Source organism: Selenobaculum gibii, from assembly GCF_030273445.1.
GTDB classification, from domain to species: domain Bacteria; phylum Bacillota; class Negativicutes; order ICN-92133; family ICN-92133; genus Selenobaculum; species Selenobaculum gibii.
The window spans coordinates 686,418-704,135 of the sequence record NZ_CP120678.1 but is presented as its reverse complement, the minus strand read 5'-3'; the positions used below and the strand labels follow the sequence as shown (position 1 = coordinate 704,135).

At 34.9% G+C, this 17,718-nt stretch carries 17 protein-coding genes; 1 reads left to right on the top strand and 16 read right to left on the bottom strand.

Annotated features, from left to right (window positions below):
• Positions 1-69 precede the first annotated feature (69 nt).
• The 14 genes from ftsH to P3F81_RS03215 all read right to left on the bottom strand — a co-directional run bounded on the left by ftsH (position 70) and on the right by P3F81_RS03215 (position 13,923).
• Entirely contained in the window at positions 70-2,007 is a 1,938-nt protein-coding gene (ftsH, locus tag P3F81_RS03280) for an ATP-dependent zinc metalloprotease FtsH (protein ID WP_147667672.1), read from the bottom strand.
• Positions 2,008-2,181: 174 nt separating this feature from the next.
• On the bottom strand, positions 2,182-2,718 hold the full coding sequence (gene hpt / locus P3F81_RS03275; RefSeq protein WP_147667671.1) for a hypoxanthine phosphoribosyltransferase: 537 nt from the start codon (positions 2,716-2,718) through the stop codon (positions 2,182-2,184).
• 6 nt (positions 2,719-2,724) lie between these two features.
• Positions 2,725-4,110 carry a tRNA lysidine(34) synthetase TilS gene (gene tilS / locus P3F81_RS03270; RefSeq protein ID WP_147667670.1) on the bottom strand — a complete coding sequence of 462 codons (1,386 nt, stop codon included), beginning with the start codon at positions 4,108-4,110 and terminating at the stop codon, positions 2,725-2,727.
• Positions 4,111-4,229: 119 nt separating this feature from the next.
• A complete protein-coding gene (locus P3F81_RS03265; protein WP_147667669.1) occupies positions 4,230-6,452 on the bottom strand; it encodes a SpoIIE family protein phosphatase in 2,223 nt (740 codons plus the stop codon).
• A 171-nt stretch (positions 6,453-6,623) separates the two neighbouring features.
• Positions 6,624-7,088, bottom strand: a complete 465-nt coding sequence (locus P3F81_RS03260; RefSeq protein WP_147668188.1) for a S1 domain-containing RNA-binding protein — start codon at positions 7,086-7,088, stop codon at positions 6,624-6,626.
• A gap of 93 nt (positions 7,089-7,181) precedes the next feature.
• Complete coding sequence (locus P3F81_RS03255; RefSeq protein ID WP_147667668.1) at positions 7,182-7,463, bottom strand: FtsB family cell division protein; 282 nt, start codon at positions 7,461-7,463, stop codon at positions 7,182-7,184.
• Positions 7,464-7,619: 156 nt separating this feature from the next.
• On the bottom strand, positions 7,620-8,054 hold the full coding sequence (yabQ, locus tag P3F81_RS03250; protein WP_309320783.1) for a spore cortex biosynthesis protein YabQ: 435 nt from the start codon (positions 8,052-8,054) through the stop codon (positions 7,620-7,622).
• A gap of 29 nt (positions 8,055-8,083) precedes the next feature.
• Positions 8,084-8,362, bottom strand: a complete 279-nt coding sequence (locus P3F81_RS03245; RefSeq protein WP_147667666.1) for a YabP/YqfC family sporulation protein — start codon at positions 8,360-8,362, stop codon at positions 8,084-8,086.
• A gap of 106 nt (positions 8,363-8,468) precedes the next feature.
• Positions 8,469-9,395, bottom strand: coding sequence for a SpoIID/LytB domain-containing protein (locus P3F81_RS03240; RefSeq protein WP_309320618.1), 927 nt, complete (start codon positions 9,393-9,395; stop codon positions 8,469-8,471).
• 102 nt (positions 9,396-9,497) lie between these two features.
• A complete protein-coding gene (pstA, locus tag P3F81_RS03235; protein ID WP_147667664.1) occupies positions 9,498-10,358 on the bottom strand; it encodes a phosphate ABC transporter permease PstA in 861 nt (286 codons plus the stop codon).
• On the bottom strand, positions 10,359-11,234 hold the full coding sequence (gene pstC / locus P3F81_RS03230) for a phosphate ABC transporter permease subunit PstC (RefSeq protein WP_147667663.1): 876 nt from the start codon (positions 11,232-11,234) through the stop codon (positions 10,359-10,361).
• A 77-nt stretch (positions 11,235-11,311) separates the two neighbouring features.
• Positions 11,312-12,178, bottom strand: coding sequence for a phosphate ABC transporter substrate-binding protein (locus P3F81_RS03225; protein WP_147667662.1), 867 nt, complete (start codon positions 12,176-12,178; stop codon positions 11,312-11,314).
• 165 nt (positions 12,179-12,343) lie between these two features.
• The gene (locus tag P3F81_RS03220; protein WP_147667661.1) at positions 12,344-12,553 is read right to left on the bottom strand and encodes a hypothetical protein; all 210 of its coding nucleotides are present in this window, start codon (positions 12,551-12,553) and stop codon (positions 12,344-12,346) included.
• A 215-nt stretch (positions 12,554-12,768) separates the two neighbouring features.
• Positions 12,769-13,923 (bottom strand): MGDG synthase family glycosyltransferase, encoded by a 1,155-nt coding sequence (locus P3F81_RS03215; RefSeq protein ID WP_147667660.1) that lies wholly within the window; start codon positions 13,921-13,923, stop codon positions 12,769-12,771.
• Positions 13,924-14,220: 297 nt separating this feature from the next.
• Between P3F81_RS03215 and P3F81_RS03210 the strand changes: the two genes are divergently transcribed.
• Positions 14,221-15,996: a sensor histidine kinase gene (locus P3F81_RS03210; RefSeq protein ID WP_147667659.1), complete on the top strand. Its 1,776-nt coding sequence runs from the start codon at positions 14,221-14,223 to the stop codon at positions 15,994-15,996.
• Between the two features lie 38 nt (positions 15,997-16,034).
• Here P3F81_RS03210 and phoU read toward each other — a convergent pair whose 3' ends face one another.
• Entirely contained in the window at positions 16,035-16,697 is a 663-nt protein-coding gene (gene phoU, locus P3F81_RS03205; protein WP_147667658.1) for a phosphate signaling complex protein PhoU, read from the bottom strand.
• Positions 16,698-16,721: 24 nt separating this feature from the next.
• The gene (gene pstB, locus P3F81_RS03200; protein WP_147667657.1) at positions 16,722-17,477 is read right to left on the bottom strand and encodes a phosphate ABC transporter ATP-binding protein PstB; all 756 of its coding nucleotides are present in this window, start codon (positions 17,475-17,477) and stop codon (positions 16,722-16,724) included.
• Positions 17,478-17,718 lie beyond the last annotated feature (241 nt).

Below are 17,718 nucleotides of genomic sequence, written 5' to 3'. Positions count from 1 at the left end.
TTTATTCCTCTACTCCTTGCCAATCTATCATAATAGCAAGAAAAGCACCTAAGTGCTTTTCTTGTACTTTTAGAGTTTATTAAAATTTCGCGTAATATAAACAACTTTTGGTTCAGTAGATTCTTGCTTATTCGTTTCATCATCTACTAAAATGTCAACACTTTTCTTCGGTTGATTATCCTCATCATTGGCTTTCACTTTATCAAGATCGTCCAATGTGCCATCTTTCATTAATTTTTCTAATTCAACCGCTTCTAAAGTTTCTCTTTCGATTAGATACTTTGCAATCAAGTGCAACTTATCAATATTATCAGTCAAGAGCTTACGGCAATTTTCATACGCCGTTTCAATATATTGACGAACTTCTTTATCAATTTGACAAGCTACTTCTTCACTGTAATTACGTTCATGATTGATATCCCTTCCAAGAAACACTTGGTGATTTTGCCCTTTGCCAAACGCAATTGGACCTAATACATCACTCATTCCATATTGCGTAATCATATTGCGCACCAAGGCGGAAGCTCTCTCAATATCATTTTGCGCACCTGTACTAATTTCTTTTAGTACAACTTCTTCCGCTACGCGTCCAGCAAGTAATGTTTGCAATTGATCTAAAAGTTCGCTACGCGTAGCATAAGAACGATCTTCTTTCGGTAACATTAATGTGTAACCACCGGCTCTACCCCGTGGAATAATCGTTACCTTATGAACCGGATCTGCATTAGGTAATAACATCCCTACAAGGGTATGACCACCTTCATGATATGCAGTTAGACGTTTTTCTTTATCACTAATTACTTTGCTTTTTCGCTCTGGTCCAGCAATTACACGTTCAATAGATTCTTCCATTTCAGACATCGCAATTTTTTTCTTATTGCGTCTAGCAGATAAAAGCGCCGCTTCATTAACTAGATTACTTAAATCAGCACCAGTAAATCCAGGAGTACGTCTTGCCAGTACATCAATATTTGCATCCTCAGCAATAGGTTTGCCTTTTGTATGTACTTTCAAGATTGCCGCGCGCCCTTTCACGTCTGGCTTATCAACGACAATTTGTCGATCAAAACGACCTGGTCTAAGCAGTGCAGGGTCTAAAATATCTGGACGATTCGTAGCTGCAATAATAATGATTCCTTCATTCGCTGCAAATCCATCCATTTCAACTAATAATTGATTTAGTGTCTGTTCACGTTCGTCATGTCCGCCGCCTACACCGGCACCACGCTGACGACCAACAGCATCAATCTCATCAATAAAAACAATACAAGGCGCATTTTTCTTTGCTTGTTCAAACAAATCACGTACTCTAGATGCACCAACACCAACGAACATTTCTACGAAATCAGAACCACTAATACTGAAAAACGGTACCCCAGCTTCACCAGCAACAGCTTTTGCCAATAAAGTTTTTCCTGTCCCTGGAGGTCCAAATAAAAGTACGCCTTTAGGAATTCTCGCCCCTAAATCATTAAACTTTTTCGGATGTTTTAAAAACTCGACAACCTCTTCTAATTCTTGCTTTGCTTCATCAGCCCCAGCTACATCAGAAAAAGTAACTTTAATTTTATCATCATTATTTAATTTCGCACGACTTTTTCCAAAAGACATTACACGGTTTCCACCGCCTTGTGTCTGTTGCATAATGAAAAACCATACACCAATTAATAAAATCATTGGCAAAATAGAAGAGAAAATCGTCGTCCACCAAGGTGGCTGCGGCGTTTGTTCCGCTTTAATCTCAATTCCTTTTTCACGAAGATTTCCAATTAATGCTGGATCATTCGGTGTAATTGTAGTAAACTCTGTTCCATCTGTTAACTTCCCACGAATAACATCATCAACAATTGTTACTTTTTCAACATTCTGCGTTTCAATTTGACGCAAGAATTCCGTATAATCAATTTCTTGCTTGCTGTTATTCTTTGTAGAGAAATAGTCAATGATGGATATAGCTATTAATATAATTAATAGATAGAAGCCAACATTACGTAAAAACTTATTCAATAATTCGCCCTCCCTCTTCGCGGAGTCTACCTTTTATACGAGAGTCTCCATAGAAAAATATTATATCATCAAATCTAAATTTCCACAATTCTTCCTATTGATAAATCTAAAGATTTTCATACTAACAGTATAACTAGTTTTCGTTTCATTTATGCCATACTTAAAATAGATTATCTAAGCATATATCTCTTCTTTTAATATCCCAATGAAAGGTAAGTTACGATATTTTTCTGCATAATCTAAACCAAAACCAACTAAGAATGCATCTGGTACAGTAAATCCTATATAGTCAACTTTTACTTCTACTTTACGTCTTTCAGGTTTATTTAATAATGTACATAACTTTAAGCTTGCTGGCTTACGACCTGCTAAATGCTCAATTAAATAACTAAGTGTAACACCTGAATCAATAATATCTTCAACAATCAGTACATGTTTTCCTTCGATATCGTAGTCTAAATCTTTTAAAATACGTACGGTTCCAGTTGTCGTTGTTCTATTTCCATAGCTAGATACTGCCATAAAGTCAAATGACACTGGAACTGTAACCTCTCTAACTAAGTCCGCAACAAAAATAACCGAACCTTTTAAGATACCAATAACAATAACTTCTTTGCCCTCGTAATCTTTACTAATTTGTTCGCCCATCTCTTTAATACGCTTTGCTAAAGTTTCTTCGTCTAACAATACTTCTTGAATATCTTTCCTCATCTTTCTTCATTTCCTCCCAGAGATTATCACTTGTAAAAATTTTTTTGTTGAAGCTGTTACCTTCCCCACTTCACTTAGACGATGACCAACAACCCACAAAATCCCTTGCTGATCGCAAATTAATGGAATTTTACCCCTGTCACTTCTCTCAATTTTTTGATCAATAAAATATTCCTTTAATTTTTTACTCCCCTTCATTCCCAACGGCTTAAATCTATCGCCATTTTCTCTTGCTCGCACAAATAAAGGCAGGTAAATTTTCTCTGCATCAAAAACAGCAGAATATTCCCCTGTCTCTTGTGGATACTCCTCCAATAACTGCGCCGTAATTGTAATATTAAAGAAATCATTCCTCATTGTCTCATCTAAAACAATTTCACTAAATTGATTCATTTCTTGACTCGTATGATCTCCCTCATCTAAGCAAAACACTAATGTATTATAACTTACTTTCATCATTATTTCACTAGGTAAAATAAAAACAGCACCAACTTGTCCAAATTCAGCAATCTCAATCATTTTTTCAATATGCTGAAAAGTGACACCTTTCAAATCACCTTGCTTCATTATGATAATCTGCCTAATAACTTCTCTTTTCAATGCTATATGCAATCTTAAAAAATCTTTTTTTTCAATCACACTATTTTTCTGTGATTTCTGTAGTAATTTTTTAATATGTAACTTTGCACTTTCGACAACATAATCATGTTCGTCGCCAACAAGTTGCGCAGTCTTACACAACGCATCTGTAATTGAAGGATTAAACTCTTCCTTAAGTTTGGGCAATAATGACAATCTTATACGATTGCGTGTATAACAATCTTCAAAATTCGTTTGATCAATCCGTGGTAAAAAATGATTTTGCTCACAATATAAATCAATCTCTTTGCGCGTTACCGACAATAACGGTCTTATTATATCATGATTTATTGGGCGAATGCCAGAAATTCCTGCACTTCCTGCCCCTCTTAACAAATGCAAAAGTATCGTTTCTGCCTGATCATCCTTATGATGTCCTGTTGCAATTTTCGCGCCGCCTAAATCACTTGCTACTTTACGCAAAAATTGATATCGAACAATCCGAGCTGCTTCTTCACTTCCGAGTCCGTGCAAAGCAGCAAATACATTTACATCCGTCTGCTGCATATGACAAGGAATACCTTTAGCTAAACAAAATTCTTGAACGAACTTTGCATCAGCGGCCGAAGCGTCACCTCGAAACATATGATCTAAATGCGCAACAACTAGAGTAAGAGCATATTCTTCTTTTAGTTTTAATAAAACATCTACTAAAGTAAGTGAATCCGCCCCACCTGAGCAAGCAATTACGATTTTATCGCCATAAGATAATATTGAATTTTCCCTGCAATATTTTCTAATTCTTTCTAGCATAAAAATCCCTTTCCACTTTGAGTCACCAAATTATTATACCACGAAAAAATAAAATGAGGCGTTATCCACCGCCCCATTTTTAAATATTTATTTCCAAAATATTAAATTTCATTCTTACTTTATCTCTCAATTAACTTTACAACAATAACTGTCATATCGTCTTTTGCTTTACCATCAGATAGACGCATTGCTTCATTTAAGATTCCATTAGCGAAATCTTGTGGATCATCATAATCAGCGCGCCGCAAAAAATTAATCAACCATCCATCTTTATCATCATAACGTTGTTTCAACTCTTTAATATCATCAATACCATCACTTAGCATAATTAAAAAGTCATTTGCAACCATTCGCGCTTGCGTAGGCACAATTTCGATATGATTTAAAATTCCAATTGGCAAAGCTGCGGCTCGAATTGGAATAATTTCACGCACGCGTTTAATATAGCTTACGGCTGCGGAAATCTTTAAAAATTCTACTTCACCATTATATTGATCAATAATCGCCATATCTACAGTTGCAAAATTTTCCCCTGCACTCCGAAGTGCTAGCAGTGAATTTACCGTTTTTACTGATACATCAATAGAAAATCCTGCTTGTAATAACTTTCCTAAGCAATCCACCGTCATTTTACTCTCGCGGGCTGCACCATCACCGCTTCCCATACCATCACTAATTAGAATGCCTACACGATTATGATTGAGTTTTGTTATAGATGTATTATCGCCACAAATAATTTGATTTTCTTTTGCAATAGAAGCAATGGCCGGTTTTACTTTATATTGTGTAGCTATCCTTTGCTTTCTATTCCCTCTATCATGAGGTAAACGTCTTAATTCTTCAGCCAAATTCGATAAAATATTTCCTGTAGCTTTCATTTGTTCGCTTACCATTTCTTTCTGCTGTAAAAATTGATACTGCCAATAACGACTCATTTGGTTTTTACTTACGGTTTGTTCAATAATTCGTAAAATTTCTTTTGTATTTACACATGTATTTTCAAACAAGTCGGGCAAATACTGTAACGTTTTTTTCTTTGCATTGTTTAATCTAAATAAATCCATAAAAGATTGATATGTTTTATAATAATTATCATCCCAACATTCCTGGCGACAAGGGCAGCTTTCGCAAACATAACGGCTAACAGAACTTAGTAATACCTCTATATCAATTTCTTCTATAGATTCTTTTTCCTGTTCATGTGACAAACTAAATATACTACCAAGTTCATAAAACATTGTAGAGATTCGATTTAATTTTTCATTATTTTCATCAAGGATTTTTGACTTAACAGAAACTCCCTCAACAGAAACATTCAGATTATCTTGTAGTGACATAATCTTTCCAAGTGGCAAAAAGAACAAAATTACAATTGCAATTAAAGCTTCTGTCAAAGATTTTAATAGTAGCGGCAATTGGGTAAAGCCCAACTGCATGAACAAATTTCCTAAAATAAAACCAAGAATTACCGCATACTTTCCTAATCCCCTAAATAATCCTGCAACAGTACCACTAACTGCATATAAAGCAACTGTTGCCATTGCATTACCTCCAGAGCTAAGCCCAATTACTATTCCAAGTACAACACCTACTGAAGCACCAAGTCCAGCCCCTCCTGCTAGAGCCAACGCAATAATCATCATATTTCCTACAATGACTTGCATCTGATAATCAGCAATTCTAATATCACCAATACCAGCTACTCCTAATGCAAGAATAAATACAAAACCAATCATCGCTTCATTTGCAGCTTTATGATATGCTTCGACAACTAAAGAGCGATTCAAAATTAACGGCAAACCATATTTAAATAAGTAAATTGCAATTACACAGAGAAACGCATTAAATAAAACGACAAGATTATCATACAATGCTGCATCTAAACAAAAATTAACAATAATTCCACTAATAAAAATAAAGGAAAATACCATCAATGGTAAAGCAACCACCTTGCGCTGAAGGCGATTTAATTGCATACGACATTTTAAAACCCCGACAATAACAATTAAATACATAATCGCCTCTTGATACCTTCCTGCACTAAGCACGCCCATAAGGGACCAAAATCCAACAGTGATTGCTTTATTTTTTTCTACTTGTAATACGGCAGCAAAAAATGCTAAACCAAATGGAGATAAATCACCAAGAATCGTAAGCCTACCCAATAGCACAGCCAATAAATTGAGTAAAATATGATCACGATATGACAATAAATGTACAGCTTGTCCTTTTAGTGATTCCAATGAAAAGATATTTTTAGAAATATTCCTTGTCTCTCTCTTCGTTTCCGTCATAAAAGCAATGAATTCTTTCGGAAAAGTCATAACCGGCGTTTTTTGCATATTACCACTCCCATAATCTGATTGGTTATATTTTACATATATTCAAGTTTAATTCTTGTCTAAATAAGAGAGTAATAAAAAAAAATATACCGACATAACGCCTGCGAATACGCCAAAAACAGACGATTGGTAAAAAAAAAACAAAAGCACTCTATTTAGAGTGCTTTTTAACTATTCAGCTCTACGTGCGCCGCGTCCACCACGTTTTGAATCAGTATTCTTTTTCAAATCCAGTAGACGTTCATCGCTGTCTTTTAAAAATTTTGACAATTTATCTTCAAAAGAAGTTGCACTATTTAAACGGTTCGGACGTTTAAAATCATTAGCCGGAGCTCTTCTTGGTGCCGGTCTATAACTTGATGCAGCATTTGCTGTATCAGGTGATATACTAGGAGATTTGGGTTCTTGAAGTTGTTTTATAGATAAACCTATCTTTCCACGTTCATCAACTGTTAATACTTTTACTTTTACTTTATCTTGTTCCTTTAAGAAATCCTTTACGTCGCGGACATATACATCTGCAACCTCCGAGATATGGATAAGACCTACTTTTCCTCCCGGTAGTTCAACAAATGCACCAAAATTTGTAATTCCGGTAACAACGCCCTCTACCACACTGCCAACTTCGATGGACATACTATTCAAATTTCCTCCTTATTAAATGAAACATTACACAAAAATATTATAACCTCGTGATATAAAAAGTGTCAAGAAAAGAGACTCTAAATGTTAGCTTTTATTTGATAATATAAACGGCATTTCCCCTTTCTTCACTAAACCTAATTCTTCTCTTGCAATTTTCTCTATGTAAGCAAGATCATTTAAATTATGTTTTTCTTCTTCTAAACTCTTATGTAAATCAGTTACTTGCTGTAATTTTGTATCAGCAAGCGACTGTTCTTTACTAATTTCATTCAAATGACTCTGTTGATTAACTAAAATAGAACCAAAATATACTATAATTCCTACTAATACTAAACGAAACCATGTTACTTTCGGCTTAACCCGCATATTGCACCATCCTAATCAAGTCCAAATTTTAAATAACAATTATTATCTAATAACCCCATGTTATTTATCTTTTATAAGTCCATATGATTAAATCATCTATAATATTTATGATACATACATTTTTTGTTTATTGCAATACTTTATAACCAAAATTAGTCATAATTCATCTTTAGTTTTCTGAAAATTACAGCATTTTTTTACTTTTCTAAGAAGCCATAGAAAAATTTTTGTCAAAGATAAGATAGGTTTTATTAAAATATTATTTACCACCTTATTCGTATAAAAAACAAAAACATTTCCTACATGTACCACTTGAAAAAATAACTGCATCATATAACGACTAATAAATTTATAGTAAAGTCCTCCGCCTAATGTAATTCCTATAAATATATAAAATCTAAACTCTCCCCAATTACTCATAATCAGCAAAGTAAATGCGATTACCAATGCAATAATCCAATATAATATATCAAGTATACTCGTTGCAATTATATGTAAATGAAAAGTTGTACGAATAACACGAAAAAGATCAAAAATAATTCCTAGAATAAGGCCGATACAGAGCGCTGTGAGAAAGCTGCTCACCTGCATTTCCACTTCTATTTCCGCCCTTTAATATTTTATTTTAATAATCGATTGAGTAAACCTCTCCGCTCTTTATTATTTTCTTCATATCCTATACTTTTAATCTTACCCTCTACAACAATTTTTCCTTCTTCCAAATTTAATTCCTTTACCGTCATACCTTCACCACGCACATTTAGCATACCGGACTCTGTATCCATAGAAATCTCTTTTTCATCATAGCTGCCTAAGCTCGTTGCACCATCAATTATCAATTCATTTCTATCAACTAACGTTACCTGATGGCGCCATACGGGTGTTTTATCTGTATTCATCGCCCTACCTCCTATAGCTATTACTATTTAACTATATGCACAGGCAAAAAAAATAGAACTCCAGTCACATAAGAAAATGGTGCTTAAATTAAGCACCATTTTCTTACTACCACCGTTTTTCAATTTTAATTCCCTTAAAATAGTGTGAAACAATATCTTCGGCCTTTTTCCCTTCCACCGCCATTTTTCTCGCACCCCATTGTGACAAACCAACACCATGTCCATATCCCTTACCGCTAAATATAATTTGATCTCCCTGCACTTCAATTTTATCAAGCAAAGTTGACTTTAATTTGGTACTACCAATGGCTAAACGAAACGATGAAGCAGAAATTTCCATTGCATCATTAAAAACTAAACTAATTGCTCTGCCAGATGGGCCTTTTTGTCCTATTCTAGCACTTTTTATCTCCACAAGTGCCGGATTATTTAAAGCTTTTAAAACATCAGCTTGAGAAAATGCTACTTGCCAGTTTTGTACATCAGCAGGCGCCAAATCATCTGGTGAATCTACACTTTGAATATACGGAGGTTCATCATATTTATATGCTAAACCTTCTTTTGCCATTGCAGTTTTTCCACCTGCAGATGCATGGAACCATCCAATAATCGGACTTCCAGCATAAGTTGCAACTTTGCCACGAGTCAATTCGACTGCTTGCTTTACCCGATCATTTATTGCATCTGCATTATATGCTTGAAATTCTTCGATATCAGTAGATGCTTGTGTTCCTTTTGATGTTAGTTGACCTTTCTCCAAAGCTTGCAACGTAAAAGTACGTGCAATAATCGCTTGCGCAGCTAAAGCTTCCAATTCCCAATCATTATGCATCTCTCCTGCAACAACACCACATAAATACTCTTCTAATTTCATCTGTTTTGTTTCGCCAGTCTTGTGCATATAAACACTAATTGTAGGTTCGTCACTAACTTTTTTATTTTGCTGCAAATTATCATTTTTCTGCATATCATTATTACATCCACCAAGCAAAACACTTAAAATCAAGAATACAATGAGAAACAGCCTTTGCAAAAAATCAGCCCCTTTCATCACTAAATTATGCATTAATCAAAAATGATTTCTCATCATATTTAGCTTATGAAAACGGCTGATTTTTATACATAAATTTATCAATTAATGGCGAATCGCGCCTGCCCGTTTTTGCATAATTCGCATTGGAATTGTGAATACAAGATTAAATAATAAAATTGTGATAATAAGGAGTGCACCTATACCGTCCGCAATAATATCCCGATCTGGAACAAGTCCAGTAGACATCAAATACCACATGTGCACTGCTAAGGTTTCTCCCGCAGCGAACACATCAGTATCAAACATATGTCTCGATACTGTGGTACCTGCGGTAAAAATAAGAATCGCGGTTTCCCCTAATGCTCTACCAGCAGTAAGCGTAATTCCTGTAATAATCCCCGGAAGCGCATTTGGTAGTACTACTTTCCAAATCGTTTGCCACTTTGTTGCACCTAAAGCTAAACTAGCTTCTCTATAATGATTAGGAACGGTATTGATAGATTCTTCCGTTACCCTTACTAGTACAGGCAAATTTAACAAAAGCAGCGTTAATGCACCACCAATAATACTAAATCCAAAACCTAAGAAATTAACAAAAATGATCATTCCAAACAAACCTAAAACAATTGAGGGAACTGTAGCTAAACTTTCCGTACTCAAGCGAATAAAATACGTTAATTTGTTTTCTTTTGCATATTCTGCAAGATAAATTCCAGCCCCAACCGCTATAGGAACAGAAACTATCATAGATAAAAACAAAATATAGAAAGAATTGAACAACTGCGGTCCAACACCACCACCAGATTCAATATCACTCGGTTTACCTAAAATAAAATCAAATGATAAAACAGGTAACCCTTTATATAAAATATACCCTAAAAAAGCTACTAAGATGCCAAGGATGACAACACCTGCAAACCACATACAAACAGTGGCAATTTTATCTACTATCTTCGCATTCATCTAAGCTAGCCTCCTTGCACCAATTTTTCTAATTAATAAAATCATTCCCAATGAAATTACCAGTAAGACAAGTGCCATTAAAAATAGTGAATTTCCCCAAGCCGAACCAAATGGAGTATTCCCCATTTCGACAACGATATTACTTGTCAATGTAGACGTCGGCGTAAATAAATTCGTTGCTACTACTGGTGTATTACCAATTAGCATTTGTACTGCCATCGTTTCCCCAATCGCTCTCGCCATTGCGAGGATAATCGCAGTTAATATTCCAGGTAGCGCTGCTGGAATTACAACTTTCCACAACGTCTGCCAGCGCGTTGCGCCTAAAGCCAAGGAAGCTTCCTCCAGCGGTTTTGGAACTGCACGTATTGCATCTTCACATATGCTAATAATCGTTGGCAAAATCATAATTGCTAAAATCATCGCTGCTGCCATAAGCCCAAAACCCGTATTTACTTGAAAAAAGTCACGTAAAAACGGTACAAGAAGCATAAGTCCCAAGTAACCGTAAACAACTGAAGGAATTGCCACATACAAATCCGTTGCTGGTCTCATTAAATCGCGAAGCCATTTAGGAGCAATCTTTGCCATAAATACCGCCCCTGTCAATCCCAATGGAGCTCCAAAAACAATGGCAAGCAAAGTTACAACTACCGAGCCAAAAATAAAGCTAAATGCACCAAATTGATGTTCCCACGGATCCCATTTAGCACTACTAAAGAATTCGAATGGACTTACCTCCGTAAACGTTAAAAGCCCTTGTTTTCCAACAAAAAAAATGATTGAAAAAATGATTACCGCCATTAATCCTGCACAGGTAATAAATAAATATTTGACATATTTATCGTACATCAATTTCAGATTGTGATTATCCATAGGTGTTCTCCTTCATTTTTCTGAAATGATAAGAATGGCTGCAAATTTAATCGTGCAGCCATTCTATATGAAACATTTTATTTCGGCATTTTGGTGATTGGAATGAAGCCTGTTTTTTCCACGTAGGTATTTTGGAAATCAGCGCTCATTACATAATCAATAAATGCTTTCGTAGCTCCCGTTGCTTCACCTTTCGTATACATATGTCCATAAGAGTATACAGGATATTTGCCACTAGTCACTGCTTCAGGTGAATATTTCACACCATTATAATCTAATGTTTTCACACTTCCATCTGCATAAGGTGCATCTACATAACCAATTGCACCTGGTGTATTGGCGATTGCTGCTTTTACCGCACCATTTGAATCTTGGATTACTGCTTGATCAGTAAATGCTGCACCTTTTAGCACTGTTTCTGTAATCGTTGCTCTGGAACCGGAAGATTTAGCACGATGAATAATTGTAATCGCTTTATCCTGTCCGCCTACTTCCTTCCAGTTTGTTATTTTGCCAGTTAAAATATCAACTGTTTGCTGCTCTGTTAAATTATCTACTGTTACGTCTTTATTGGTAATAAATACAAATGGTAAAACTACCACTTTATGATCTACAATCCCTTTGTCTTTAAATTCTGTCGGTAATGCTACATCAGAATTTCCAATATTCACAGTACCTTCAGATACTTGATTCATTCCTGTAAAAGATCCGCCGCCAGCAATATTTACCGTAACTTTATCATACATCTTATGAAATTCTTCTTGCGCTGGCTTTAATAAAGGTAATAATGCGGTAGACCCTGAAGCACTTACTTTTCCTGATACTTCTGCTGCTTGATTTGCAGTTTTGTCACCACTATTTGAACCACATCCTGCAACCATCATTAAACCTATCATTAGGACCAATAATGTTGTTAATAATTTCGATTTGCCAAAGCTTTTCATTTTCTGCCTCCTGAATTTGTTTCTTTCTATGGTCTTATTCTAAAATAAAACAGCAAAAAATTTGTTACAGAAATGTTATGGAATTGTTAATTTTATTTTGATATGCTTTCCCAATCAACAAAAAAAAATAAACCTCCATCAACATTCGTTGATGGAGGTTATCCCTTACTCTGAATAACATTGATAATACTCTGTATTTACTAATGGCCGATAAACCATTTTACAAGACTCGCATATATAATGTGCCTCTGTACCTTGTTTTAATTTACCATCCACAACTTGTACCGGTTCTCGTGGTGAAAATTTTAAAACAGTTTTACATAAAGGGCATAAACAATCGCCATTTTCATTCTTCCTTAATTTCACAGGTTGCATAAAATCACCACAGCTTTCTAAAAAACAATTCTTATTAATTCATAGACCCTATTACCTATAATTATTTTAATCTATCTAGCATTGAATTGCAATAATTGTAGGAAAAAAACGAAGCTAATTTTATTAAAAATATTCGAAATACATTTAATTCTATGCTTAACTACCTAAAAATATTTCTCATCTTTAATAAAAAGCTAATTTTTTATCTAAACTCATTACATCCCGGATACTTGATTTTGCGAATTTGTTAAATATCTCTCAATTTCTTCCACGATGGTTTTAGCAGCATATGGTCTTTTATAGAAGCGTGCATTTATGCGCATTTTTGTTAAAATTTCATTATCTAATATAACTTGTTCGATGATTTTCGCCAACTCATTTGTATTTTTTACCCACAAAGCAGTTCCTGTGGCTTCTATATATTCCGCATTTTCTTTTTCCTGGCCTGGGATTGGTTCACTTAATACCATCGGCAATTCCATTGCTAAGGCTTCACTGATTGTTAACGCTCCTGGCTTCGTAATTAATAAAGTAGCCACTGCCATTAACTCTTGAATATTATCGGAAAATCCCCACACTCTAACTAAATGCTTTGACGACTCAGCAATTTTTCTTAACTCTGCACGAAGATTATGATTCTCACCTGCTACCACGAGAACCTGCAATTTCATTTTCAAAGTTTCAAGTGCTGTCAGCGCCATTTTTACGCCACCCATTCCTAAACCGCCGCCCATAACGAGTACAATTGGGATATTTAAATCTAAATTCATTTCTTTAGCAAGCTGATGCTTATCATACTTCATTGTAAATGAAGTATCAATAGGTATTCCCGTATCAAAAATTCGCCAAGATTCTACTCCCTTTTCCGCTAAAAGAGCGCCCATTGACGCATTACAAAGAAAATACATATCGACTTCTTTATATACCCATACTTGATGTATCGCAAAATCAGTAATAACTCCAGCGAGTAATATATTCGCTTTATTATTTTTCTTAATATAGGCTGCCGCTGCACACGGAAACGGATGCGTACATATAACAACATCTGCTTGATAATGTTTAATTAAATGCATCATATCATTTTTCATCGCTAATGCTAGTAGCGTTTGAATGGATACTCCCTTCAATCTACCACCACTCCAGCTATATAACAGCTTATACAGATCAGGAAGTAAATTTAGCATAGCCAAGTATGCCTCTTTTAATAACATATTCAAATATGCTGTCTTTGTAGACATAAAATCTACAATATGTATATTTGCTTGTGGATATTTACTTCGTATTTCCTTGCCAATCGCTTGGGCTGCTCGGTTATGACCAGAACCAATAGATGCAGTAACGATTAGAAAGTTTTTCTTGTTTGCATACATAGGTTACTCCCTTTCATTTATCCGATGACTAATTCAATATAAAATCCCCAGTTTCTGTAAATGGAAGTTAAAATCGACTCAGTCCATAGATAAGTGTGACTAAGATTCTGCTGCATTGAAAAATCTGCCTGAATCAAGTCTTTCTTAATCTCTACTCTAATATAATATAAACTTATCATTTTGTTAAGAGATAATTGGAAATTAAAAGGAAAAATATCATATTTTCATTGCTCATTTGAAAAAATAAATCTATAATTAACCATACAGATTTATATTTTCAAATAAAAGGAGATTTTTATGATAAATATCGGGATAAAGAATCGTATTACCTATTCTTTTCTCCTTCTCGTTATAACATCACTTACATTATTAGGATTCTATTTATTACATTATTTTTATACACAAAATCTTGAAAATAAAACACAACATTTAATTACAAATGCTAAAATTATCGAATTAACCCTCGAACAAGATTTATATAATCAAGATAAACGCTCTTATATTGAAACAGAAATTAGGCGTATAAGCAACACTGTAAATCTGCGCATAACTATTTTAGATGCTCAAGGGTATGTATTAGCTGATTCTTGGGAATCTCCTCCAACACTTGATAACCATTTAAATCGCACCGAAATTCAAGGTGCTTTATCCAATGAATATGCTACCAGTACTCGTTACAGTGATACACTGGGGCAAAATATGCTTTACGTTGCGATTCCCGTCTATAAAAACAATGAATTTATCGGAATCGTCCGCACTGCAACAACACTTACACCGATTGAAAACAATTATGAAACAATTAAACAAGTAATCCTATCCGCTTTACTTTGTACTAGTTTACTATCTATTTTACTTGGCATATGGCTTACTCATAAAAACACGAAGCCTATTCTTTACATGACTACACAAGCAAAAAAGATTGCCAATGGGGATCTTTCCACACGTATCGAACTCCATTCAAAAGATGAGCTCGGATTGCTTGCTAATACCATCAATCAGCTTACCTCTAGTTTAGAAGAAAAACTTCATCAAATAAATACCGAAGCCAAGAAGCTTTCTTTAATTTTAGAAAATATGGACAATGCAGTAATCCTGCTTGATGCAAGCGGAAATGTGATCGACGCAAATAAACAAGCAAAATTAATTTTCCAGATAAAATCGGATTTATTTGGAAAACATAGCATCAGTGTCATCGGTAGCAGTCTACTTACTCAAGCTGCCAATGAAGTCCTCCATTCACTACAACCACAGAATATTAATATTACCACAAAATTGAATAATATTAAACAAACCTATCAAGTTTTTCTCGCACCATTTATTAATAACGATCAAAAATTAACAGGTGTACTCAGCGTATTTCATGATATTACGACAATTCAAGAAAATTATGAACGACAAGTTGACTTCGTTTCCAATGCTTCACACGAACTAGCTACACCGCTTACTTCTATTCAAGGCTTTACGGAAACATTACTGGATGGTGCCTTAGAAGACCCAGAACTAAGTTATAAATTCGTCGATATTATCCATACTGAAGCCCAGCGAATGAATCGTTTAATTAAAGACTTATTATTGTTAGCCAAGCTTGATTCTGCAGAATATCGAAGTCAAGTGAAAAAAGAACCTCTTTCCCTATATGAAATTTTAAACTCAGTTAAATATAAACTATCACCTCAATTTCAAGCAAAAAATCAAACATTTCTTTTATTGCCAATAAATACAGACCTAACCCTTCACGCAAATTACGATTGGATACTTCAGGTTATCATTAATTTGGGAGAAAACGCAATAAAATATACACCAAATGACGGTGAAATCATTTTAAATGCTTGGGAAGAAGATCGAACTATTTACATCTCTATAAAAGATAATGGTATTGGAATTGCTGCTAGCCACTTACCTTTTATTTTTGAACGTTTTTATCGTGTAGATAAAGCGCGGTCTCGAAATGCAGGAGGTTCTGGGCTTGGACTATCCTTAGTTCGTTTCATCGTTGAAATTCTCGGTGGGAAAATAGACGTAACAAGTGAAGTAAATAAAGGTACAACATTTATACTCTCATTTCGAAAATAAAAATGGTACGGTAGAAACTTTATTCTACCGTACCATTTTTATTTTCGAATTCTTTGTGCTGTGACTAAGTAGATAACCCACTCTGCGATATTTGTCGCATGATCTGCAACACGCTCTAGATATCTTGATACAAAAATAAGTTGTGTCGCTTGCTTCATATCTGCTGTATCATCTACTGCAAACTTTGATAGTTCCCGAAAAGTTTTTGCATATAATTCATCTACGACATCATCGTCATTGCAAACTTTTTCTGCAAGCTTAATATCAAAATTCCGATATGCTTCAATAGATTCTAATAGCATCTGACTTGCCATTTCTGCCATTTTAGGAAGATCTACAATTTTCTTTATAAATGGACGACTGTCTAGTTCTGTAGCTATTTTCGCAATATCAGCTGCATGATCACCAATACGTTCTAAATCTGTTGATATTTTCAGTCCCGTCGCTATGATTCGTAAATCGCGAGCAATTGGCTGTTGCCTAGCAATTAATAGCATACATTTATCTTCGACAACAACATTAATATTATCAATAAAGTCATCACCGGACATTACTCGTTCGGCCAGCATATTATCTTTTTCCAATAGCGCTTTCATTGAATTATTCACGGCTTCTGCAACCATCGCACCCATTTTGGATATTTCCTGCCTTAAACTTTCCAGCTCTTCAATATAAGCTAATCTTGTCACACTCTCTGGCATTAAATTCATCTCCTCTGTAGTCAATTAACCAAATCTACCCGTTATATAATCTTCAGTTTTCTGATTGGATGGTCTAGTAAAAATAACATCAGTTTTATCATGCTCAATTAATTCGCCCGATAAAAAGAACGCCGTATAATCAGATACTCGAGCCGCTTGTTGCATGTTATGAGTAACCATGACAATCGTATATTTTTCTTTTAATTCCGTAACTAGTTCCTCGATTTTCATCGTTGAAATCGGATCGAGCGCAGAACACGGTTCATCCATTAACAAAACCTCTGGTTCTACAGCAAGCAATCTAGCAATACAAAGTCTTTGTTGCTGACCCCCTGACATGCCCATTGCAGAAGCATTTAACCGATCTTTCACCTCATCCCAAAGTGCCGCACCACGCAAACTTTTTTCTACTAATTCATCTAATACCTTTTTGTTATTCGTTCCATGAATTCGCGGCCCATAAGCGATATTGTCGTAAATAGACATTGGAAACGGGTTTGGGCGCTGAAATACCATGCCAACTCGTTTTCTTAATTCTACAACATCTGTATTTGGCTGATAAATGTTCACCCCATCAAGTTTAACTTCGCCTTCAATTCGAACGCTTTCAACTAAATCATTCATTCTATTTAAAGTTTTAAGAAAAGTAGATTTTCCACAACCAGATGGCCCAATGAGCGCAACAACTGTATTCTTCTCAACGTTTAAAGAAACGCCCTTTAATGCAAGACTCTCGCCATAATATAATTTTAAATTTTTTGCTGCTATCGTATATTCCATTTAGGAAACCTCCTAAGTAAATTCTACTTGCACTATATCACAAAATAACAATTGTATTTGTTATTAGGATGTTAATTTTTTGTTAAAATTTATATTATCCTCAAGTCTTTGCTATATCCAAAATAAAAAAATTTATATAAGATTTCAAAATCTACAAGAACGTAAAATAGGCAATGGTCGCGAAAACTTCTGCTGACCATTGCCTATTTTTTTGTTTAACTTTATCGAACAATCAGCACTG

Excerpts from the sequence above, each read along its gene's own strand:
- yabQ (WP_309320783.1), bottom strand. The coding sequence starts at position 8,054 with ATGCAGGTGAGCAGCTTTCTCACAGCGCTCTGTATCGGCCTTATTCTA.
- pstA (WP_147667664.1), bottom strand. The coding sequence starts at position 10,358 with ATGAATGCGAAGATAGTAGATAAAATTGCCACTGTTTGTATGTGGTTT.
- P3F81_RS03220 (WP_147667661.1), bottom strand. The coding sequence starts at position 12,553 with ATGCAACCTGTGAAATTAAGGAAGAATGAAAATGGCGATTGTTTATGC.
- P3F81_RS03265 (WP_147667669.1), bottom strand. The coding sequence starts at position 6,452 with ATGCAAAAAACGCCGGTTATGACTTTTCCGAAAGAATTCATTGCTTTT.
- P3F81_RS03260 (WP_147668188.1), bottom strand. The coding sequence starts at position 7,088 with ATGTCCATCGAAGTTGGCAGTGTGGTAGAGGGCGTTGTTACCGGAATT.
- P3F81_RS03245 (WP_147667666.1), bottom strand. The coding sequence starts at position 8,362 with ATGAATACAGATAAAACACCCGTATGGCGCCATCAGGTAACGTTAGTT.
- pstC (WP_147667663.1), bottom strand. The coding sequence starts at position 11,234 with ATGGATAATCACAATCTGAAATTGATGTACGATAAATATGTCAAATAT.
- P3F81_RS03210 (WP_147667659.1), top strand. The coding sequence starts at position 14,221 with ATGATAAATATCGGGATAAAGAATCGTATTACCTATTCTTTTCTCCTT.
- hpt (WP_147667671.1), bottom strand. The coding sequence starts at position 2,718 with ATGAGGAAAGATATTCAAGAAGTATTGTTAGACGAAGAAACTTTAGCA.
- pstB (WP_147667657.1), bottom strand. The coding sequence starts at position 17,477 with ATGGAATATACGATAGCAGCAAAAAATTTAAAATTATATTATGGCGAG.
- phoU (WP_147667658.1), bottom strand. The coding sequence starts at position 16,697 with ATGCCAGAGAGTGTGACAAGATTAGCTTATATTGAAGAGCTGGAAAGT.
- P3F81_RS03225 (WP_147667662.1), bottom strand. The coding sequence starts at position 12,178 with ATGAAAAGCTTTGGCAAATCGAAATTATTAACAACATTATTGGTCCTA.
- P3F81_RS03255 (WP_147667668.1), bottom strand. The coding sequence starts at position 7,463 with ATGCGGGTTAAGCCGAAAGTAACATGGTTTCGTTTAGTATTAGTAGGA.
- P3F81_RS03215 (WP_147667660.1), bottom strand. The coding sequence starts at position 13,923 with ATGTATGCAAACAAGAAAAACTTTCTAATCGTTACTGCATCTATTGGT.
- tilS (WP_147667670.1), bottom strand. The coding sequence starts at position 4,110 with ATGCTAGAAAGAATTAGAAAATATTGCAGGGAAAATTCAATATTATCT.